This window comes from Flavobacterium sp. N2270 (genome assembly GCF_025947225.1).
In the GTDB taxonomy this organism is placed as follows: Bacteria; Bacteroidota; Bacteroidia; order Flavobacteriales; family Flavobacteriaceae; genus Flavobacterium.
Genome location: NZ_CP110005.1, coordinates 1,423,128 through 1,445,432, shown reverse-complemented (window position 1 = coordinate 1,445,432; position 22,305 = coordinate 1,423,128). Strand labels below are relative to the sequence as shown.

Below are 22,305 nucleotides of genomic sequence, written 5' to 3'. Positions count from 1 at the left end.
TAAAATCCTTATTTAGTATTCAATTTTCTTAACTTAATTGCAGTCAACACTTTTTTAGTATACAAAGGAAAATCAGCATTTTGCAACCAATTAAAATACCCAGGTTCATTTTCCAAAACTTCATCAACTAAAACCCCTTTATGTTTTCCAAAAGAAAAAACCTCTTTCCCTTCTTTATTCATAGCTATAAATCCAGCAAAATCAACTGATTTTTTACGTGTTGTGAATTCAGAAAGTGTCTTCATATCATTTTCCAAGTCGGGATAACGATCTAATTGAGCTTTTAATATTTCGTAAGTTGCTTCTGTATCTGCATTAGCACTATGAGCATTTTCTAATGTTTCGCCGCAATAAAATTTATACGCAGCACTTAGGGTACGCTCTTCTTTTTTATGAAAAATAGTTTGCACATCTACCGAAACTCGATTTTTCATGTCAAAATCGACACCAGCACGAAGCATTTCTTCTGCCAACAATGGAATATCAAAGCGATCGGAATTAAAACCAGCCAAGTCACTATCTTTTATCATGTTATACACATGCGGAGCTAGTTCATTAAACGTTGGTTCATTTGCAACTTTTTCGTCAGTAATTCCATGAACCGCTGTAGTTTGCGGCGGAATTGGAATCGTAGGATTCACCAACCATGTTTTGCTTTCTTTATTTCCGTTTGGGTATATTTTAACCACTGCTATTTCAACTATTCTGTCTTTTGCAACATCTATTCCTGTAGTTTCTAAGTCAAAAAAGCAAATTGGTCTATTTAATTTTAATTCCATTTTTAATTTTATTTCGAAATATGTAAATTATAATTATTTCGGCGATTATTAGATTGAAAACCCAACCTAACCATGAAACTATTCGATAAGTATCCATTGGAAGCGGGTGAAACAAAAATACAATAATGTATTTGAAAAGGCGTAATGAAATAGCAGATAATGTTAATGCAAAACTTCTTATTGCAAATTTTTGATGTTCTCTGAAGTTTTGATTTTTAGCATATGAATATGACATATAAGTAAATAAAAGCCACAAAATTGATAGTATGATGAATGAAATTTTAGAGTAAATTCCTCCATTTGCAAAGCAACCCATTATTAAAGCTGAAGGCCCTGAAAACATAAGAATTATGAGAATATAAAATTTTCCAATTAACCTATGTAAGTTGGTGTATTTTTTTCTAAAAAAAGTCCAAAATTGAATCCAACCTATCAATACGAGAAATATACTCGTATAAACATGTGTAAAAAAAGCAATATTATAATAGGATAATTTAACTTCTTCTTGTTTTAATTTCAAGAATGTAACTTCAAAATTTAAAGGGATGTATTGAAGTGTAATTAAAAGTAGTAAAAACGTAAAGTAAAAATAACCTACAACGATTAAAATTTTAATTAATTTCATTACCTTCCAAATCTATCATAATATTCTTCTGCATTTTCTTCATACAAAAGCAACAAATCTATATTCGCAAGTTCTATTTTTGTAAATGATTTTTTAACATCTGTAAAAACAGGCATATACCAATTATAATTTTCAAAATACAAACGTAATTGACGATTTTTAAATGAATAACCATGACGAGCATAAATAGAATTTCTTAAAATAAAAATATCTGCTTTAGACAAATTCTCAGCAAATTCTTTAGTTATTTTATCTTTAGAAGCATTTACCTTTAAAACAGCTTCAGTTGTAGTAAAATACTCTTCATCTTCCCATTCATACTCTTTTTCATTATCAACTTCTTTATACTTTACTTTTTTTGACTTATCCCAATCAACAAACTCATGACTTAGTTCATTATCAGCACTGTACACAAATACTTTTTTGTATAATTTTAAACTTCTTCTATCTATTTTTAAAATTTCATTTGCTTGCCATTTTCCATTAATTATGCTATCGTTTTTTAAAATTGAAAATTCAAATTTCCCATCGTATTTATCATCTCCTGGCTCTGAAACTTTAAAATAGAAGCCTTTTTCATCTTCAAACAAACTTCCATGAAAGGGTCTTATATTACCACTCACTATTGAATGTCCATTAACAAGAGTGTCTTTAATTTTATCAATTGAAATAGAAATCTGTTTATTATAATTATACTCGTAATAATCTTCAGAATCGGCAAATTCTCTTTCTTCTTCAACGGTTAAATCGCTTTTAAAATCCCCAACCCAATAACCTAATAAATCTTCTTTAGTAGTCATTACAAAATTTTCGGTTACTACAGGTTCATCGAATTCATACAAAACCTCGTCTACTTTTAGCTTTTGAGCAACTTCGTTTTTAATTACTTCTTTACAACCAAAAAACGCAAATACAACTGATACAATAAAAACTTTTTTCATCGATTTCTTTTTTTCAAATATAAAAAAACCCGACAGGTTTTAGAAACTTGTCGGGCTTAAATATTCATTATATTTTTAAATATCTCTATTTACATCAAAAGCTTCTAAATAATCAGCCACTCTTTTAACGAAACTTCCACCAAGCGCTCCATCAACTACTCTATGATCGTAAGAGTGTGATAAGAACATTTTCTGACGAATTCCAATAAAATCGCCTTCTGGAGTTTCAATAACCGCAGGAACTTTTCTAATTGCTCCAAGAGCTAAAATCCCTACTTGTGGTTGGTTGATAATTGGTGTTCCAAAAACAGATCCAAAAGTACCTACATTAGTAACCGTGTAAGTTCCACCTTGTGTATCGTCTGGTTTTAATTTACCTGCTTTTGCACGGCTACCTAAATCGTTTACCGCTTTTGCCATACCTACCAAGTTTAACTGGTCTGCATTTTTAATAACCGGAACAATTAAGTTTCCATTTGGTAAAGCAGCAGCCATACCTAAGTTTATATTTTTACGCTTGATGATATAATCCCCATCAACCGAAATGTTCATTCCTGGGAAATCTTTCAACGCTTTTGCAACCGCTTCCATCATGATAGGCGTAAAAGTCAACTTCTCACCTTCTCTCTTTTCGAAAGCTGCTTTGTTTTTATCTCTCCATTTTACAATATTAGTAACATCTACTTCAATAAATGACTGAACGTGTGCAGAAGTTTGTACTGAAGCTACCATGTAACCCGAAATTAACTTACGCATTCTGTCCATTTCAACAATTTCATCTCCACCATTTACAGAAACAGGAGCCGCTTTAGCTTGAACTGGAGCCGCTGGTTGAGTAGCAACTGGTTGCGCAACAACATCTGGTTGATTTCCTCTATTTTTAATATAATTTAATATATCTTCTTTGTTTACTCTACCATCTTTTCCTGAACCAGCAATTGATTCTAGTTCCGCTAACGAAATTCCTTCTTCTTTAGCTATGTTTTTAACCAATGGAGAAAAGAATTTATCAGAATCTGAAAAATCAGCACTTGAAACTGTTTCTTTAGCAACTTCTACAGCTTTTTCAACAGCCGCAACAGGAGCTGAAGGAACATCTGCAGTTGGAGTTGCCGCTACGGCACCACCTTCTGTTTCAATAATAGCAATAGTTTGACCTACTTGAACAACATCATCTACATTAAAAAGAATTTCAGTTAAAGTTCCTGAAACCTCAGAAGGCACTTCGCTATCTACTTTGTCTGTTGCTATTTCTAAAACAGCCTCATCCATTTCTATAGTTTCACCTACATTTTTTAACCAATTTGTAATGGTTGCCTCTGCAACACTTTCTCCCATTTTAGGAAGTTTTAATTCAAATTTTGCCATATTCTTACTGTATCGTTGTGATGTATAATTTGGATTGCAAAATTAATAAAAGTTTTGAGCTTTCACTATCAATTGCATAATTTTATTTATTATTTCAAATTCTCAATTAAAATCACTTTACCTCTATCATTACTACTATTACTTCCTATCATGAAATCACTCGAAAATACATGATTTTTAAATGTAATATTACTTGATTTATTCAATTCCATAAAATGAATAATTTCCTTAAATGTAAATGAATTTACATTAAAAATTACTTCAATATTGAGCGTTTTGTCGTTTTTAAAAAGACCTAATTCATTTAAATAAGTTGTTTTTTTATTCAAATTTAATTCAAATTCATCTTTACTAAAGACCACACATTCGTCAATTATATCTTGTACCTCTTTTTGCTGATTTTTTTTAATCAAACTAAAAACAAAAGCACCCATTTTCATCATTACATCAAAAAAAACTGATTTTTTAAAATGTTTTTTATAAAAAAACTGCATGGCTTCGCGAAAGCGTTTCATGTATAAACCGTCGCGAATTGTACTTTCTCCTTTATAATGAATAACCGTTGTGTCTGCAAAATAATAATTTTGTTTGCCTAATTTCTTAATCATGAAACTCAAATCAATATCATCTGAATACATAAAGCAATTTTCATCAAATCCGCCAACTTCAAGATACAAATTGCGCTTCATTACCATAAAAGCACCAACTAAAATATCTACTTCACCTGATTGATTTTCAGATAAGTGTTGTGCATAATATTGATTAAACCAACTGGAATTTCGAAATAATTTATACAATCCGAAAATCTTTGTAAAAGCCACCCAAGGAGTTGGTACACCACGCTTGCTTTCTGGTAGGAAATTTCCTGTTCCGTCGATAAGTTTACAGCCTACAATACCCGTGTTCAGTTGCCAGTTTTTAGTACTCAGTATTTTAATAAAAGTATCTTCTGCGACAACAGTATCTGGATTTAAGATGCAAATATATTCTCCTTTTGCTTCTGCAACGCCAATATTATTGCCTTTTGGAAATCCTAAATTTTCTTTATTCTCGATGAGTTTTATATTAGAAAATTTCTCTTTCATCATCGCACAACTATCATCAGAAGAATTATTGTCGACTACAATGATTTCGCCTTCAATATTTTCTAATGCTTTTTGAACACTAAAAACACATTGCTCTAAAAAAAAGCGCACATTATAGTTGAGAATTATTACAGATAGTTGCATTTGACAAATATAATATGAAATTGTGGTAATTTGAAAATTTGAAAATGTTACTTTTGCAAAAAATAAATCGCAGTGAATTACTTATCAGTCGAAAATATATCAAAAGCTTATGGCGAACGTGTTTTGTTTGAAAACATTTCGTTTGGAATTAACAAAGACCAAAAAATAGCTTTTATTGCCAAAAATGGCTCTGGAAAAACAACTATAATGAATATGTTGAATGGTTTTGACGAGCCCGATACTGGCCAGGTTATTGTTCGCAAGGAAATCAAAATGGCTTTTCTATCACAGGATAATAATTTACAAGATGAATTAACAATTGAAGAAAGTATTTTTGCTTCAGACAATGAAATTCTAAAAGTAATTGAATGCTACGAAAAAGCTTTAGAAAACCCAGAAGATGAAGAAGTGTATCAACGAGCTTTTGATGATATGGATCGACACAATGCTTGGGATTTTGAAACACAATACAAACAAATCCTTTCTAAACTTAAATTAGAAGATTTAAAAGTAAAAGTAAAAGGTCTTTCTGGTGGACAAAAAAAACGTTTAGCTTTAGCTATCATCTTAATTAGTCGTCCTGATTTACTGATTTTAGATGAACCAACCAATCACTTAGACTTAGAAATGATTGAATGGTTGGAAAGTTATTTTGCTAAAGAGAACATTACTCTTTTCATGGTTACACACGACCGTTTCTTCTTAGAACGCGTTTGTAACGAAATCATCGAATTAGACAACGGAAAATTATACCAATATAAAGGAAATTATTCTTATTATTTAGAGAAAAAAGAAGAACGAATTGCTTCTGAAAACGCAAGTATAGATAAAGCACAAAACTTATTCGTAAAAGAATTAGCTTGGATGCGAAGACAACCTAAGGCTAGAACTACCAAATCAAAATCGCGTCAAGATGATTTTTACAAAATAAAAGAAAAAGCCGAAAGTCGTAGAAAAGAAAATGTAGTTGAATTGGAAATCAACATGGAACGAATGGGAAGCAAAATTATCGAATTGGTGAAGCTGAACAAAAGTTTCAAAGATAGAGTAATTTTAGATGATTTCTCTTATGCTTTTCAACGTGGAGAACGTATTGGAATTATTGGTAAAAACGGAACAGGAAAATCAACTTTCTTAAACATAATGACGCAAACAATACCGCCAGATTCTGGAAAGGTAATTGTGGGTGATACGATAAAAATTGGCTATTATACGCAAAGTGGAATCAATCCAAAACCAGGTCAAAAAGTAATTGACATTATTAAAGAATATGGAGAATATATTCCACTTACCAAAGGGAAAATTATTTCGGCTTCGCAATTATTAGAACGCTTTTTATTTGACGCCAAAAAACAATATGATTTTGTAGATAAATTAAGTGGTGGAGAATTGAAACGTTTATATCTATGTACGGTTTTGATTCAGAATCCTAACTTTTTAATTTTGGATGAGCCTACAAATGACTTAGATATCGTAACGTTAAATGTATTGGAAAGTTTCTTATTAGATTTCCCTGGAAATTTATTAGTTGTTTCTCACGACAGGTATTTCATGGATAAAATTGTAGACCATTTATTTGTTTTCAGAGGTGCGGGAGAAGTAGAAGATTTTCCAGGAAATTATTCCGATTTTAGAGCGTATGAAGATTCGGCAGATGTGCAACAAAAAGAAGACAATAAAGCCGATAAAAAAGATTGGAAACAGCAAAATGTCACGACTGGTTTAACTTTCAACGAACAAAAAGAATATCAAAAAATTGAAAGAGAAATCAAAGATTTAGAATTCGAAAAAGCTAAAATTGAACAATTGTTCTCTGATGGAAAAGTAGCAGACGACGCCATTGAAAAAAAGGCAAACGAATTACAAAATATTATTAAAAAAATAGAAACTAAAGAAGAACGTTGGTTTGAACTTTCGGCTAAAATTGAATAAAAAAACACAAATTTCACGAATTAGCACTAATTAATTCGTGAAATTCGTGAAATTCGTGTTTAATGAAACATCTAATAAAATCCTATATAAAATTTCTTTTTAACTCCAAAAACGAACACGGAGTGCATTCGCCATTTGTATATGATTTGGTTACCAAATGTTTTCACGATACAACTAATTATTCTGAATATGAAGTTTTAAAAAACTATAGAAATTCGCTTTTAGAAAATAAAAACACTATTGAAGTAACCGATTTTGGTGCAGGTTCTAGAATTTTCAAATCCAACACAAGAGAAGTTTCAAAAATTGCAAAAACAGCGGGAATAACATCAAAAAACGCCGAACTTTTATTTAGAATTGTCCGCTATTTTCAACCTGAACAAATTTTAGAGATTGGAACGTCATTAGGTTTAGCTTCTTCTGCTCTATCGCTTGGGAATTCAAAGGCAAATATTACCACATTGGAAGGTTGTCCTTCCACAAGTCAAAAGTCAAAAGAGGAAAGTCAAAAGTTTGGATTTAACAATATTGAATTCATTAAGACTGAATTCTCAAGCTATTTGAATTCTTGTGACTTTCGACTTTCGACTTTCGACTTTATCTATTTCGACGGCAATCATTCTAAAAAAGCTACTTTAGAGTATTTTGAACTTCTATTACCAACAATCACAAATGATTCTGTTTGGATTTTTGACGACATTCATTGGTCAAAAGACATGGAAGATGCATGGGAAATTATAAAAAACCATCCACAAGTTACCGTTACAATTGATACTTTTCAGTGGGGAATAGTTTTCTTTAGAAAAGAACAAAAAAAAGAACACTTCGTCATCAACCCAAATAAAACTTTAAGTTCTTTTATTTTTGAAAAAATAAGGCTATAAAATTGAATTTCAACAGTATACTTATTACATAAAATTATTTACAGAAAAAATGTACTTAAAGTTAAACTTTATTTTTATATAAAATAAATCGTTTTTTTTTTTTATTTGTGATGCAATTGCTATACAAGGAAGTTTAAGCATACCCTTTTTCAATAGAATAATAAGAAAAATATAATAGGCTTAAGAAAATTGTTTAAATCATCAATTCTTAAGCCTATTTAATTTATTTAACAAATGGTAAACAATATAAAAAAAAGCAGTTTATTACTAATTATATTTCTATTTACAATTAGTTGTGATAAAAAAGAAATAACATTCCTAAAAGAAGTTACATTTAAAACTAATTTTGCCTCGCAAATAAAATTTAGAGGCACTTTTAAAGACCCAAATGATCAAAAGGAATATTTTTACATTGCTGACCCTGTAACGCATAAAACAATTAAAATTTTTGATTTAAACGGAGATTTTGAATATGAAATTCCACTACAAAGCTTTAATGAAAATCAAATAAATATTGATAAAATTGTTATTCATAACAAAGATAGTATTTGTGTTTTAGGTTTTAACACCTTGTACCTTACTAATTCAGCAGGTATAATAAACGAAACTATTCCTTTAAAAAGGGAAGTTGGGACAGATGTTTATACTTACCTATTGCTTCAAAATACTAATTTTTCTGACAATTACAAAGAGTTGCTCTTTTTTTGCGATTGGAGAGGTTATACAGACAAAGAATACAAAACGTATTATGAAGACGCCTTTTACAAACCAAAACATCTTAAGATTAAAAACATTTTCGATTCAAAAAAAAGAGAATATCAATATGGAGGTATTTTCTACAAAAACCTATCTTCAAAACCACTGCAATATTTTGAAATGACAAGTTTTTATGCTTACAAAGACAAATTGTATGTTATGTCTGGTTATTCAAATTTTTTGTTTATTTATGATAGAAGTACTCTACAATTAATAGATAAAGTTAAAATCAATTCTTCATATACAAATATAGGCGTAAAGGCCTTTACTCTAGAAAAAAAGGCTTTCTCTAAAGATTATCATGAATTATATTCAAAATATGGATTTATTAACAAGGTTGTTGTACATGATAATTTTATTTATTTGGTCATGAATTTAAATGTAAATGGGGAAGATATTCATATATCAGAGTATCCATTTTCTATTATTAAATACGATTTAAATTTTAATAAAGTAAATGAAATAGCTTTTAAAGACAAAACCTATTGTGGGAGCTCAGTATTAATTACTAACGAAGGAATATTAATGGAGAATTTAAAAAAATCAACAGATGAAAAAACAATCTATACTCTTTTTACTATGTAGTTTCTTATTCATTTCTTGTAAAGAAGAAAAATATGCTAATGAAACCGTTCAACTTTTTCAAAATAAACAAATTACAATTCCAAAAAAGGCAAATAAAATTATAGTAATTAGCGAACAAGGATGTCATAGTTGCAATAAATATTTTTACCACTATTTTCAATCTAATAAAAGTAACAAAAATTGCTATTATGTTATTAATGCTTCTGGTGCAGTATTAGATATATCTGAGTTAAAAAAAGGCATGAATGAAAACTTTACTTTAATAAATTCAAAAGAACCATTTTTTAACGAAACTAAAATTATTGTTGCAAATAACAAACAAATTGATACTATAATAAAAATAAATGCACGCGAAATAACTAATCAAATTTCCTACTTAGATAAAATATAAATTGTGCTTTGTAACAAAACCACCTCTTTTTCTACTTATGTTTAGTTAAGAATTCAAATTTTCAGAATTCTAAATTCTAAATTCTATACAGAAATGGCACAACCAATAATCGAAATTAAAAATATCACTAGAGATTTTCCACTTGGAAATGAAATTGTACATGTTTTAAAAGGAATAGATTTAACTATAAACAAAGGAGAATATGTAGCTTTAATGGGACCTTCAGGTTCTGGAAAATCTACACTTATGAACCTATTAGGTTGTTTAGACACCCCGACTGGTGGAACTTATGTTTTAAATGGAAAGCATGTAAGTGAAATGCAAGATGAAGAATTAGCCGAAATTAGAAATAAAGAAATTGGTTTCGTTTTTCAAACATTTAATTTAATGCCAAGAACTACAGCTTTAGACAATGTAGCTTTACCAATGGTTTATGCAGGTTTTTCTAAAGCCGAAAGAAACGAAAGAGCCACTGAAGTACTAACTCAGGTTGGACTAGCCGATAGAATGGACCATAAACCCAATCAACTTTCAGGTGGACAACGTCAACGTGTAGCTGTTGGTCGTGCTTTGGTAAACAAACCATCAATTATTCTTGCTGATGAACCTACTGGAAACTTAGACAGTAAAACTTCTGTAGAAATTATGGGTCTTTTTAACGACATTCATGCCAATGGAAATACGGTTATTCTAGTAACTCATGAAGAAGATATTGCTGCTCATGCTCATAGAATTATTCGTCTTCGCGATGGTGTTATTGAAAGCGATGTAAAAAATAGATAATTATTAGTTTCTTAATATGTATTTAAAGCGAATAGTTTGTATTGTATTTGATTGCTTTATTCCTGCTGTTCATTATATCTTTTTTTTATAAAAAAAGGATGCCATTCCCATCAGGGCTATCAAATAAATCATTTTTTCTTTTATAAGCTTTAGGCTATCTTTGATAAAATTTAAAATGAATATGTTTTACTTAGTCGGAATATTAGTCTTTTTATATATTCTTTTGCGTTTAGTATACAAAAAAGGTTCTACTAACTTAAATCACAGAAAGACTTTCAACATTAAGGGAACTAAGAAAAAATAAAAAGCTACTCAAAAAATATGAAAGTATATACAAAAACAGGCGATAAAGGAACAACTGCTCTTTTTGGAGGCACACGTGTACCAAAACACCATATTCGCATAGAAAGTTATGGAACTGTAGACGAGTTAAATTCTCACATAGGTTTAATTCGCGACCAAGACATAAACACTCTCTATAAAAACGTTTTAATTGAAGTTCAAGATCGTCTTTTTACAGTTGGTGCAATTTTGGCAACACCACCAGAAAAAGAAACATTGAAAAACGGACAACAAAGATTACAAAACTTAGGAATTCAAGAAAAAGACATAGAATATCTAGAAAACGAAATTGACATTATGGAAGAAAGCCTTCCGCCAATGACACATTTTGTTTTACCAGGAGGACACACAATTGTGTCATATTGTCATATTGCAAGGTGTGTTTGTCGTAGAGCAGAGCGTTTAGCAACCCATTTAAATGACATAGAGCCTACAGATGAGTTTGTAATTAAATACCTAAACCGACTTTCTGACTATCTTTTTGTGTTGGCACGAAAGTTGTCTTTAGATTTAAACGCAGATGAAGTACAATGGATTCCTAGAAAATAAGAATCTTTTTTACTGCACAAGTATTCAAAAAAAAAATCAAATATTTCAACCTAAATCCGTTAGAATAAAGGTAAAATATTGAATCTTAAAATAAAACGTTCTTAAATTTAAAGAAAAACACTAAAAAAAATTGCTTTTTTAAGTATTAAAATTACTTTTGCAAAAACTAAAATCGATATAAGATGTATTGGACATTAGAATTAGCGTCATATTTAAGTGATGCACCTTGGCCAGCTACCAAAGATGAACTTATCGACTATGCCATTAGAACTGGTGCACCTCTTGAGGTGGTAGAAAACTTACAGTCTATTGAAGACGAAGGTGAAATCTATGAGTCTATCGAAGAAATTTGGCCCGATTATCCAACTGACGAAGATTACCTTTGGAATGAGGACGAGTATTAAAAGATAAAGAATACAACATAAAAAAGTCTCCTATTGAGGCTTTTTTTTGTGTACATTTGTTAACCATTATAGAAAAAAATAAAAATGAGTTTAGTAAATTCTGTATTAAAAATGTTTGTGGGCGATAAGTCCCAAAAAGATATAAAGGCTATTCAGCCACTAGTAAATAAAGTAAAGACTTTTGAGTCTAAACTTGCCGCTTTATCAAATGATGAATTAAGAGCAAAAACTCATGAATTCAAAGCATTAATAAAAGAAGCTAGACTAGAAAAAGATAATAAAATTGCTGCTTTAAAAGCTGAAGCTGAAACTACGCAAGACATAGATGCTCGTGAAGATATTTATGTAGAAATTGATGCTGTTGAAAAAGAAGCTTATGAGCTTTCTGAAAAAGTATTAAACGATATTCTTCCTGAAGCGTTCGCCGTTTTAAAAGAAACAGCTCGTAGATTTAAAGAAAATACAACTATTACTGTTACTGCAACGGCAAAAGACAGAGAGTTATCTGCAACAAAACCATACATTACAATTGTTGGAGACGAAACCAATTGGGCTAACTCATGGGATGCTGCAGGAAAACCTATTACTTGGGACATGATTCATTATGATGTTCAGTTAATTGGTGGTGTAGTATTGCATCAAGGTAAAATTGCTGAAATGCAAACAGGAGAAGGGAAAACATTAGTTGCAACTTTACCAATGTATTTGAATGCATTGACCGGTAACGGAGTTCACTTAGTAACTGTAAATGATTACTTAGCACGTCGTGATAGCACTTGGAAAGCACCTCTATTTGAATTTCATGGTTTAACTGTAGATTGTATTGACAATCACAAACCAAACACTGAAGAACGTAGAAAAGCTTATAATGCAGACATTACTTATGGAACAAATAACGAATTCGGTTTCGATTATTTGAGAGATAACATGTCGCACTCACCAGAAGATTTAGTACAACGCAAACACAATTATGCAATTGTCGATGAGGTCGATTCGGTATTAATTGATGATGCTCGTACGCCATTAATTATTTCTGGACCGGTTCCTCAAGGAGATCGTCATGAATTCTTAGAATTAAAACCAAAAGTAGAAAACTTAGTTGGTTTACAACGTAAATTAGCTAACGAGTGTTTAATCGAAGCAAAAAGGTTAATTAAAGAAGGTAATACAAAAGACGGAGGTTTTTATTTATTAAGAACTTACAGAGCATTACCTAAAAATAAAGCATTAATTAAGTTTTTATCGGAAGAAGGAATTAAACAATTACTTCAAAAGACAGAAAACCAATACATGCAAGACAATAACAGAGAAATGCCAAAAATTGATGAGGCTTTATACTTTGTTATTGAAGAAAAAAACAATCAAGTTGAATTAACAGATAACGGAATTCAGTTTTTATCTCAAGATACAGAAAACAACTTTTTCGTTTTACCAGATATTGGAACTGAAATTGCAAAAATTGAAAAATTAGGTCTTTCAACGGAAGAGGAGGCAGAAAAAAGAGAAGATTTATACAAAGATTTCTCAATTAAATCTGAGCGTATTCATACACTTACTCAATTGTTAAAAGCATATACGGTATTTGAAAAAGATACCGAATATGTAATTATGGACAATAAAGTAATGATTGTTGACGAACAAACAGGTCGTATCATGGACGGTCGTCGTTATTCTGATGGTTTACACCAAGCAATCGAAGCTAAAGAAAATGTAAAAATTGAAGCTGCTACACAAACTTTTGCAACGGTAACACTTCAAAATTACTTTAGAATGTACAACAAACTTGCTGGTATGACAGGAACAGCTGTTACAGAAGCAGGTGAGTTTTGGGAAATTTACAAATTAGATGTTGTAGAAATTCCAACAAATAAACCTATTGCAAGAAAAGATAAAGAAGATTTAATTTATAGATCAGTTCGTGAAAAATTCAACGCAGTTATTGAAGATGTTGTAAAACTATCACAATCAGGTCGTCCGGTATTAATTGGAACAACTTCAGTAGAAATTTCTGAATTATTGAGCAGAATGCTTAAAATGCGTGGAATTAACCATAACGTATTGAATGCAAAAATGCACAAAAGCGAAGCAGAAATTGTTGCCGAAGCTGGTAACCCTGGAGTAGTAACAATTGCAACAAACATGGCCGGTCGTGGTACCGACATTAAACTATCTGCCGAAGTAAAAGCTGCTGGTGGTTTAGCAATTGTAGGAACAGAACGTCATGATTCTCGTCGTGTTGACCGTCAGTTAAGAGGTCGTGCAGGTCGTCAAGGAGATGTGGGTAGTTCACAATTCTACGTTTCTTTGGAAGATAACTTAATGCGTTTATTTGGTTCTGAACGTGTTGCGAAAGTTATGGATAGAATGGGTCTTGAAGAAGGTGAAGTAATTCAACATTCAATGATGACTAAGTCTATTGAAAGAGCTCAGAAAAAAGTAGAAGAAAACAACTTTGGTATTCGTAAACGTTTATTAGAATATGATGACGTAATGAATGCTCAACGTGAAGTTGTTTACAAAAGAAGAAGACATGCTTTACATGGTGAGCGTTTAAATGTTGACATAGCTAACATGATGTTCGACACAAGTGAAATCATTGTTCAAGAAAATAAAACAGTAAATGATTATAAAAATTATGAATTTGAATTAATTCGTAATTTCTCAATCAGTGCGCCAGTTTCACAAAGTGAATTTGCAAAACTTTCAGAAACTGAAATTACAGCAAAAACATATAAAGCGGTTTTAGCTCATTACACTGATAAAATTGCGCGAAATGCAAAAGAAGCTTTCCCTGTTGTTAAAAATGTATACGAGAACAACAACGGTAAATATGAACGAATTGTAGTTCCATTTACTGACGGAATTAAATCGTTAAACATTGTTACTAACTTAGAGAAGGCTTACCAAACAGAAGCAAAATCATTAATTACTGATTTTGAGAAAAATGTTTCACTTGCTATTATTGATGAAGCTTGGAAAAAGCACCTTCGCAAAATGGACGAGTTGAAACAATCTGTTCAGTTGGCAGTTCACGAACAAAAAGATCCTTTATTAATTTATAAGTTTGAAGCTTTCAACTTATTCAAAAAAATGATGGATAATGTAAATAGAGAAGTAATTTCGTTCTTATTTAAAGCAGATTTACCATCTCAAAATCCTAATGAAATTAGTGAAGCAAAACAAGTTTCTCAAAAAGGAAATTATACTGAATCTAAAGAAGAAGTTTTAAATAGTGATGAATTAGCCGCTCGTAATAGAGAAGCTGGTCAGCAAGCTCAAAACAAACCTCAAGTAACGGAAACTATTACTAGAGAAATGCCAAAAATTAATCGTAATGATACGGTTACTATTAAGCATGTAATGAGTGGAAAAAGCGAAACTATGAAATTCAAAAAAGCGGAATCTATGTTGGCTTCTGGAGAATGGGTTTTAGTAAACGAATAAATCAACTCAAATAATATTTAATAAAAAAAATCCTCAACATCATAAAAAGAGTTGAGGATTTTTTATATTTGAAAAAACATAAATAATGAAAAAATCAATTTTACTTGTTGCTTTCTTAATAAGCACAACATTTTCTGCAATAGCGCAAGACATGACTACTTTAAAGGTAGATGCAAAAAAAGCATATATATCATCTGCAAACATGAATTATGATGCCATTTTTGAAACTACATATCCAAAAGTTTTTGACATTATTCCAAAAGAGCAAATGAAAGAAATGTTTGAACAAATGATGTCTAATGAGCAGTTTACTATCAAATTAGTTCAAGTTGAACCAAATTTTGAATTTGGGGAAATTAAAAAAATAGGAAAACAAACTTTTTGCTTAGTTGACCATGACAATGTAATGGAAATGACTTTTAATGAGCCTATGGAAGATGGAGAAATGATGACTGATATTTTTAAATCATCAATGGAAGCGGAAGAAGTTACTTATGATAAAGAAAAAAATGCTTTTAGAATAAAATTGCGTTCTACTTTAATCGCAGTTGCAGATGAGTTAACAAACAACAAATGGAAATTTTTAAACAAAGACAAAGAGAACAAATTGTTTTCTATGCTTTTTGATGAAAAAGTAAAAGCTGAATTAGGTTTATAAATGGAAAACAACATCACATATACTGCATTTTTCAAAGCAGTTCATGAAAGTATTTCTAAAGGTACATTTGCAAAATTGACTTTGGCAAAAACGATTGGAAAACCTGAACTACAAAACATTTACATAAAATTAATAGTAGAAAATAATGTATTAAAATGCACTCATACTAAAAAAATATATGATGGTGAAAAGCATGAAATAACATCTGTTCATGAAATTGAAAATTTAGAATCTGAATTAAAGCCTTATTTCACAAATCCATTTTTCACAGGTTTGTTGTTTACTACTGAAGCAGATATTACGCTGAAAATTAATAAGAAAAAAGCGGTCAGTATAATTGAACAAGCGCCAACGTTTAAAAATGCAGATCCAATATTATTGGAGTATTTAGGAAAATAAAAAAAGACCTCAAATTGAGGTCTTTTTTTTATACATCATCTGGAAAAATCTTTCCAGGATTTAAAATATTATTTGGATCAAATACTTTTTTAATTCCTTTCATTAATTGCAATTCCATATTACTAAAGGCAATTGGCATGTAATCCTTTTGAACATAACCAATTCCGTGTTCACCTGAAAGAGTTCCTTTTAAAGCTACTGTTAATTCGAAAATTTCAGTAATTCCTTTTGGCACATCAGTTTTCCAATTCTCGTCTGTCATTTCTCCTTTTACAATATTAATATGTAAATTTCCATCACCAGCATGACCATAACAAACCGACTGAAATCCGTATTTATTTCCAATTTCTTTCACTCCTTTTAGTAAAGTAGGTAATTCATATCTTGGCACAACCGTATCTTCTTCTTTATAAACAGAATTCGATTTCACGGCTTCTCCAACTGCCCTACGCATTTTCCAAAGCGCGTTTTTTTGTTCTTCTGTATCGGCAAATAAAACCTCATCAATTTCAAAAGCTTCCACTACATTCATTATTTTTTCGGCTTCTTGAAATAAAACATCCGGATAATTTCCATCTACCTCAATCAATAAATTCGCTTGTATATTCTCTTTAATTGGGACACTTACACCATCAATAAATTTCATGGTCCAATCTAAAGCATCACGTTCCATAAACTCTAAAGCACTTGGAACAATTCCGGCTCTAAAAATAGCAGAAACAGCTTCACAAGCTTGCTCTGATTTATAAAAAGGAACCAACATTAATACATTATGGTTGTTTTTTGGCCAAAGTTTTAAAACAATTTTGGTAACAATTCCTAGTGTTCCTTCGCTACCCACCATCAATTGCGTTAAATTATAACCTGTTGAGTTTTTTAATGTATTAGCTCCAGTCCAAATAATTTCACCATTAGGCAAAACCACTTCTAAATTCAATACATAATCTTTGGTAACACCATATTTCACAGCTCTTGCACCACCCGAATTTTCAGCAATATTTCCACCAATAAAACAGCTTCCCATACTGCTTGGATCCACCGGATAAAACAAACCTTTTTCTAAAACCGCTTCTTTTAAAACTTGAGTAATTACAGCGGGTTCCGTTATCACTTGAAGGTTTTGCTCATCAATAGACAAAATTTTATTCAATCGCTCCATAGAAAGACCAATTCCTCCAAGAATAGATAATGCACCACCACTTAAACCTGTTCTTCCTCCTATAGGAACAACCGGAATTGCATTGGCATTAGCCAACTTCATTATTTCAGAAATTTCTAATGTGTTTGCAGGTTTTACCACAACATGTGGCGGAAAATTATAATCTTCCGTTTCATCATGTCCGTAGTCTTTTCGTGTTTCTTCATCTGTAAAAACAAATGAAGCACCCACAATATTCTGTAAAGAAGAAATAATATTTTGATCTAAATTTACCATAATTTAAAAAGTAATTAATACCCAATACCAAAAAGCTAAAGTTACAAAAGATAACGGAATTCCCACACCTACCATCATACTACTTAATTTAGGTTTCAATCCGTAATTTGATGCTAAAATGGTTCCTGTAATCATAGGCGCCATTCCAGCTTCTAAAATAGAAACATCGATCATTAATCCGGTTCCGCCTAAAACTTTTTTATAGAAAATATAAAAGAATGCCGGAGTAATGATTAATTTGAAAAATAAGCCTAATCCTAAAAAGCCAAAATGTTTGCTCTTTCGTTCAATTTTAAGTTGTAAACCAACGGCAATTAAAGCAATTGGTGTAACGGTATCGCCTATTCTATGAAAAACGGTTTGTAATTCTTCTGGAAAGTCAACTTTTAAAATATTGATAATAATGGCAATTCCAAAAGCGATAAAAGGCGGAAACAGTAAAATCTTAGTTAGAATCGATTGTGGATTTGAAGCGTCTCTTGAAAACATTGTTGCTACTAAAATCCCTAATGTTGCCATAACCACAAACGAACCGGGTTGATCTATAATAATCGCCGTTTCCAATCCTTTAGAGCCATATAGAGCCTCAATAACTGGAAAACCAACAAAAGATGTGTTTCCTAATCCTGCAGTCAATACAAGGCAGCCAATAAGTTTTTTAGACCAACCGTAATATTTACCAATACTATAAAAAAACAAAAAAGACAATCCAAAACCTAACCAAGCAATTCCAAGCGGGTATAAAAGCGCTGTAGAAATTTCAATTTTAGGAATATAATACAATGCCAAAGCAGGCAAAGAAACGTAAATTACAAATTGGTTTAACGAAACATGCATGTTGGTAGGAAATGCTTTTATGTATTGAAAAACAATTCCTGTAAACAAACAAAGAAAAATTAATATAATATTGTCCATACTTTTTACTGAAATACAAAGTTAAAAGCATTATTTGATTATTAGAATGAAAGTTTAATTTTTTCAAAAATTTCGTACTTTTACACAAAGACTCAAAAACTTTGGAAGAACCAAAAAACAAATCGGCTTTATCAGAAGTAAACGGCATTAACCAACCCGAAGCGGTGAGTAATGCTGTTGCAAAACAAATTCAGCAATTTAGAAGAAAACAACCTTCCGCAACTGAATTAATTGATGCTATTTTAAAAGGTGACAAAACCGCTTTGAGTCGCGCTATAACTTTAGTAGAAAGCACTAATATTTCACATTTAGAAAAAGCAACCGAAGTTATACAAGGATGTTTACCACATGCTAATAAATCAGTCCGAATAGGAATTACTGGCGTTCCTGGTGTTGGAAAAAGTACGTTTATTGAAGCTTTTGGAAAACATTTAACGTCTTTAGGAAAAAAAGTGGCTGTTTTAGCGGTTGACCCAAGTAGTTCTATTAGTCATGGTAGTATTTTGGGAGATAAAACCCGAATGGAAGAATTGGTAAAAGATGAAAATGCGTTTATTCGTCCAAGTGCTTCTGGAGATAGTTTAGGCGGCGTGGCTCGTAAAACACGTGAAGCCATTATTTTATGTGAAGCTTGTGGTTTTGATACGATTATTATTGAAACCGTTGGCGTCGGCCAAAGTGAAACTGCTGTTCACAGTATGGTGGATTTCTTTTTATTATTGAAAATTGCTGGTGCAGGCGATGAATTACAAGGTATTAAACGTGGTATTATGGAAATGGCAGACGCTATTGTAATTAATAAAGCCGACGGGGATAATATGGCAAAAGCGAAATTAGCTAAAACTGAATTTAATAGAGCTTTACACATGTTTCCTGCTAAAAAAAGCGGTTGGATGCCAAAAGTAACCACTTGTAGCGCTATTGAAAAAAACGGAATTGACAACGTTTGGCAATTGATAACCGACTATTTTGAATTAGCAAAAGGAAACCATCATTTTCAAAACAAACGCCAAGAGCAAAACCAATTTTGGATGATGGAAACCATTAACGAGCAATTAAAAACACATTTTTATAACCATCCTGAAATTATAACGCTTCTTGAAGAAAACAAAAAAGCGGTGCAAAATAATGAAGTTTCACCTTTTGCAGCCGCTCAAATTTTATTGGAAAAGTATTTTGGGAAAGAGTAAACAGGGAAAAGTGATTAGTAATTAGTCGCTATTGAATTATATTTTGAAATTAAAAACTTTTTCCAAAATCTACTAATTTTATAAAATTCAATCAATTTTTCTTCTGTTAAACCATTTGACAAATATTGAGTTTCGACAACTCCAATGAAATCTTTTTTGATAATCAAATCACTAATTAAAAAAACATCTAAACAACTTTCTCTATAATTCAACCAATCATTTTCAATTAGATAGAGATAGAATTTTTTATATTTTAATAAACCTTTTATTCTTTTATGTTTGTATACTTTTAAAGTTCTAACTTCAAGTTTTGAATTAAAATCAACTAATTCACTACAATAAAACTTTATTTGATTAATCAAACATTTCTCTTGGTAAGTCTTCATAAAGTAACTACTCGTAACTAAAAACTAACTAAGCCTTCTCGTAACGTTCCATTTCTCTATCGTAGAATTCTTCTGCAAGCGTAATTAAATGTTCCATTTCTGTTTCTAATTCCCTTTCGTCTTCTGCAGAAATATCTTCTAAAAACTCAACCTCATCATCTTTTAAGTTAATGATAAATTGGGGAAAATCTAAGTGGATTACAAATATATCTTCTGGAAAGTCAGTATTATCGCCTATTACAAATTTTGGTAAGTTCATATTCTATATTTATTTGATTATTTGTGTATTCGTTTATTTCTTTAACTTGATCTTTATTTTTACTATTGAGCTTGATCTTGAGTTTTAATCATTTTTTTGGTAAGATAATTAAATCGGATAAATAATAAAACAGATGCAGTAGTTAATCCGGCTAAAAGCCCAATCCATATTCCTGATGCTCCTAATGAAGTATAGAGCCCTAAGTAAATAGAAATAGGAAATCCTACAATCCAATAGGCTACAAATGTCATGTACATAGGAATTTTTACATCTTGTAATCCACGTAAAGCTCCTAGTGCAACAACTTGTAAACTATCGGATATTTGAAAAACGGCAGCAACTAATAATAATTGTGCCGCAATAGTCACTACTTCTGTATTTTCTGCCAACGTTGAAGCATCTTTCATGTCAACAAAAAGTTTTGGTAACTCTACATGAAACAACATAAATACTAAAGCAAACCCAACGGCCATAATTCCGCCTAATAAGAAAATGGAAACCGCAACTAAACGCAATTGTTTATAATCTTCTAATCCTTTTTGGTTGGCTACTCTAATCATTGCCGCAACACTTAATCCCATGGCAAACATAAACGTAAAGGAAGCTAAACTCAATGCAACTTGATTGGCAGCTTGACTCGTGGTTCCTAATCGTCCTGAAAGCCAAATGGCACCAGTAAACAAGGCAACTTCAAAAAACATTTGCATTGCCGATGGTGTTCCTAATTTTATGATTTGAATATTGACTGATTTTTTGATTTCTTTTAAGCTGAATCCTTTAAAGTACGGATGAAAACGTTCTCTTAAATTCATCATATAATGCATGTAACCTAACATTACAAATCGCGAAACGATAGTTCCAATGGCAGCACCTACGATTCCTAATTCTGGGAAAAACCAAATTCCGTAAATCAATAAATAATTCAAGACTACATTTACAATATTTGCAATTATAGTTGCCCACATAGATAGTTTCGTTTCGCTCATTCCATCGGCAAATTGCTTATACGCTTGAAACATAATTAATGGAATTAACGAAAAAGCAACTATATCTAAATAAGGTTTTGCCAATTCCACCACATTTTCGGGCTGACCCATGAAAGAAATAAGTGGCTTTGAACAAAATATAATCACAAATAAAGCAGCTCCTAAAATCGTACATAAATACAATCCGTGATGAAATACACTTCTTCCACCTTCAACATCTTTTCTTCCATCTGCTTCAGCAACAAGTGGCGTAATAGCAGTAGAAAAACCAATTCCTAACGACATAGCAATGAACACAAAACTATTTCCTAGAGAAACAGCAGCTAATTCAGTTGGTCCCAATTTACCAACCATGATATTATCTACAATTCCTACAACCGTATGACCTAACATTCCTAAAATAATAGGATAGGCCAGTCTTAAATTATAAGAAAACTCTTTTGTGTAAGTAGATAAAGTCATTTTTTTTGCAATTTGGTTGCAAAGGTAGACATTTTTTTAAACGTAATAGGTCTTAGTTAATGAGTAATCCATAACCTAATATTTCAATTTAAATTACCTAAATTTTTACGAATTTTTCTCTTGTGAACACTTCTTTTTAAATTTGAATTCTCACCAGAGATAAAACTAATATTACCATCAATTTCAAAAATAGCCAATTTAACATCTTTATAAAACTGAATTCCGTGTTCTCGCATCGATTCTTGTAGTTCCTCAGAAGTGATACCTAATCTTGCTAAAGTCTTAAACTCAATTACACCATTATGAATTAAAATTTCTGGTTTGTCACTAATCAACTGCTTGAAAAATGCTGATTTTACTACTATTTTCTTAAAAATAAAGTTAATTAAAAATAAAGAAGTTGCTGCAAGTAAACCGCCTAACAAGGAAGAATTATTACCAACCATAGCATTTTGAACAGAGTTACTCAATAAAAGGACAAGTATAACATCTGAAGTGTTTAATTGAGAAAGTTCTTTTTTACCAAAAAAACGTAATACAATTACCAAAAACAAATAAACCGAAATACTTCTAAAAATAATGTCTAAATAATTTTCCATCTTA

Annotated in this window: 22 protein-coding genes; 11 read left to right on the top strand and 11 right to left on the bottom strand. The window is 31.0% G+C overall.

Annotated features, from left to right (window positions below; all coding sequences use genetic code 11):
• Positions 1 to 8: 8 nt before the first annotated feature.
• The 5 genes from OLM55_RS06675 to OLM55_RS06655 all read right to left on the bottom strand — a co-directional run bounded on the left by OLM55_RS06675 (position 9) and on the right by OLM55_RS06655 (position 4,942).
• Positions 9 to 779, bottom strand: a complete 771-nt coding sequence (locus OLM55_RS06675; RefSeq protein ID WP_264558138.1) for a 3'-5' exonuclease — start codon at positions 777 to 779, stop codon at positions 9 to 11.
• Positions 760 to 1,404, bottom strand: coding sequence for a DUF2306 domain-containing protein (locus tag OLM55_RS06670; RefSeq protein ID WP_264558137.1), 645 nt, complete (start codon positions 1,402 to 1,404; stop codon positions 760 to 762). The genes OLM55_RS06675 and OLM55_RS06670 overlap by 20 nt, the downstream gene beginning before the upstream one ends.
• Positions 1,404 to 2,345 carry a YARHG domain-containing protein gene (locus tag OLM55_RS06665; RefSeq protein ID WP_264558136.1) on the bottom strand — a complete coding sequence of 314 codons (942 nt, stop codon included), beginning with the start codon at positions 2,343 to 2,345 and terminating at the stop codon, positions 1,404 to 1,406. Before OLM55_RS06665 ends, OLM55_RS06670 begins: the two co-directional genes overlap by 1 nt.
• Before the next feature lie 75 nt (positions 2,346 to 2,420).
• Entirely contained in the window at positions 2,421 to 3,713 is a 1,293-nt protein-coding gene (locus tag OLM55_RS06660) for a dihydrolipoamide acetyltransferase family protein (RefSeq protein WP_264558135.1), read from the bottom strand.
• Between the two features lie 89 nt (positions 3,714 to 3,802).
• Entirely contained in the window at positions 3,803 to 4,942 is a 1,140-nt protein-coding gene (locus OLM55_RS06655; protein ID WP_264558134.1) for a glycosyltransferase family 2 protein, read from the bottom strand.
• A gap of 72 nt (positions 4,943 to 5,014) precedes the next feature.
• On the opposite strand from OLM55_RS06655, the gene OLM55_RS06650 reads away from it, so the two are divergent.
• From OLM55_RS06650 to OLM55_RS06605, 10 genes are all read left to right on the top strand, one after another.
• Positions 5,015 to 6,874 carry an ABC-F family ATP-binding cassette domain-containing protein gene (locus tag OLM55_RS06650; RefSeq protein ID WP_264558133.1) on the top strand — a complete coding sequence of 620 codons (1,860 nt, stop codon included), beginning with the start codon at positions 5,015 to 5,017 and terminating at the stop codon, positions 6,872 to 6,874.
• A 62-nt stretch (positions 6,875 to 6,936) separates the two neighbouring features.
• Positions 6,937 to 7,758, top strand: coding sequence for an O-methyltransferase (locus OLM55_RS06645; RefSeq protein ID WP_264558132.1), 822 nt, complete (start codon positions 6,937 to 6,939; stop codon positions 7,756 to 7,758).
• A gap of 234 nt (positions 7,759 to 7,992) precedes the next feature.
• The gene (locus OLM55_RS06640; protein WP_264558131.1) at positions 7,993 to 9,099 is read left to right on the top strand and encodes a hypothetical protein; all 1,107 of its coding nucleotides are present in this window, start codon (positions 7,993 to 7,995) and stop codon (positions 9,097 to 9,099) included.
• Positions 9,065 to 9,490: a hypothetical protein gene (locus OLM55_RS06635; protein WP_264558130.1), complete on the top strand. Its 426-nt coding sequence runs from the start codon at positions 9,065 to 9,067 to the stop codon at positions 9,488 to 9,490. Before OLM55_RS06640 ends, OLM55_RS06635 begins: the two co-directional genes overlap by 35 nt.
• Positions 9,491 to 9,583: 93 nt before the next feature.
• Positions 9,584 to 10,273: an ABC transporter ATP-binding protein gene (locus OLM55_RS06630; RefSeq protein WP_319800089.1), complete on the top strand. Its 690-nt coding sequence runs from the start codon at positions 9,584 to 9,586 to the stop codon at positions 10,271 to 10,273.
• A 321-nt stretch (positions 10,274 to 10,594) separates the two neighbouring features.
• Positions 10,595 to 11,164, top strand: coding sequence for a cob(I)yrinic acid a,c-diamide adenosyltransferase (locus OLM55_RS06625; protein WP_264558129.1), 570 nt, complete (start codon positions 10,595 to 10,597; stop codon positions 11,162 to 11,164).
• 182 nt (positions 11,165 to 11,346) lie between these two features.
• The gene (locus OLM55_RS06620; RefSeq protein ID WP_264558128.1) at positions 11,347 to 11,568 is read left to right on the top strand and encodes a DUF2795 domain-containing protein; all 222 of its coding nucleotides are present in this window, start codon (positions 11,347 to 11,349) and stop codon (positions 11,566 to 11,568) included.
• A gap of 84 nt (positions 11,569 to 11,652) precedes the next feature.
• The gene (gene secA / locus OLM55_RS06615) at positions 11,653 to 15,012 is read left to right on the top strand and encodes a preprotein translocase subunit SecA (protein ID WP_264558127.1); all 3,360 of its coding nucleotides are present in this window, start codon (positions 11,653 to 11,655) and stop codon (positions 15,010 to 15,012) included.
• Between the two features lie 85 nt (positions 15,013 to 15,097).
• Positions 15,098 to 15,670 carry a hypothetical protein gene (locus tag OLM55_RS06610; RefSeq protein ID WP_264558126.1) on the top strand — a complete coding sequence of 191 codons (573 nt, stop codon included), beginning with the start codon at positions 15,098 to 15,100 and terminating at the stop codon, positions 15,668 to 15,670.
• Entirely contained in the window at positions 15,671 to 16,069 is a 399-nt protein-coding gene (locus OLM55_RS06605) for a hypothetical protein (RefSeq protein WP_264558125.1), read from the top strand.
• 28 nt (positions 16,070 to 16,097) lie between these two features.
• On the opposite strand, the gene OLM55_RS06600 is transcribed toward OLM55_RS06605, so the two are convergent.
• Together OLM55_RS06600 and OLM55_RS06595 are read right to left on the bottom strand one after the other, a co-directional pair.
• Positions 16,098 to 17,504 (bottom strand): FAD-binding oxidoreductase, encoded by a 1,407-nt coding sequence (locus tag OLM55_RS06600; RefSeq protein ID WP_264558124.1) that lies wholly within the window; start codon positions 17,502 to 17,504, stop codon positions 16,098 to 16,100.
• Positions 17,505 to 17,507: 3 nt separating this feature from the next.
• Positions 17,508 to 18,419: an AEC family transporter gene (locus tag OLM55_RS06595; RefSeq protein ID WP_264558123.1), complete on the bottom strand. Its 912-nt coding sequence runs from the start codon at positions 18,417 to 18,419 to the stop codon at positions 17,508 to 17,510.
• 101 nt (positions 18,420 to 18,520) lie between these two features.
• On the opposite strand from OLM55_RS06595, the gene meaB reads away from it, so the two are divergent.
• Entirely contained in the window at positions 18,521 to 19,609 is a 1,089-nt protein-coding gene (meaB, locus tag OLM55_RS06590; protein ID WP_264558122.1) for a methylmalonyl Co-A mutase-associated GTPase MeaB, read from the top strand.
• Positions 19,610 to 19,623: 14 nt separating this feature from the next.
• Here meaB and OLM55_RS06585 read toward each other — a convergent pair whose 3' ends face one another.
• The 4 genes from OLM55_RS06585 to OLM55_RS06570 form a co-directional block, all read right to left on the bottom strand.
• On the bottom strand, positions 19,624 to 19,995 hold the full coding sequence (locus OLM55_RS06585) for a hypothetical protein (RefSeq protein WP_264558121.1): 372 nt from the start codon (positions 19,993 to 19,995) through the stop codon (positions 19,624 to 19,626).
• A gap of 28 nt (positions 19,996 to 20,023) precedes the next feature.
• Positions 20,024 to 20,254 (bottom strand): hypothetical protein, encoded by a 231-nt coding sequence (locus OLM55_RS06580; protein WP_264558120.1) that lies wholly within the window; start codon positions 20,252 to 20,254, stop codon positions 20,024 to 20,026.
• A 62-nt stretch (positions 20,255 to 20,316) separates the two neighbouring features.
• The gene (locus tag OLM55_RS06575) at positions 20,317 to 21,702 is read right to left on the bottom strand and encodes an MATE family efflux transporter (protein WP_264558119.1); all 1,386 of its coding nucleotides are present in this window, start codon (positions 21,700 to 21,702) and stop codon (positions 20,317 to 20,319) included.
• Between the two features lie 83 nt (positions 21,703 to 21,785).
• Positions 21,786 to 22,301 (bottom strand): DUF421 domain-containing protein, encoded by a 516-nt coding sequence (locus OLM55_RS06570; RefSeq protein WP_264558118.1) that lies wholly within the window; start codon positions 22,299 to 22,301, stop codon positions 21,786 to 21,788.
• Between the last annotated feature and the right edge of the window lie 4 nt (positions 22,302 to 22,305).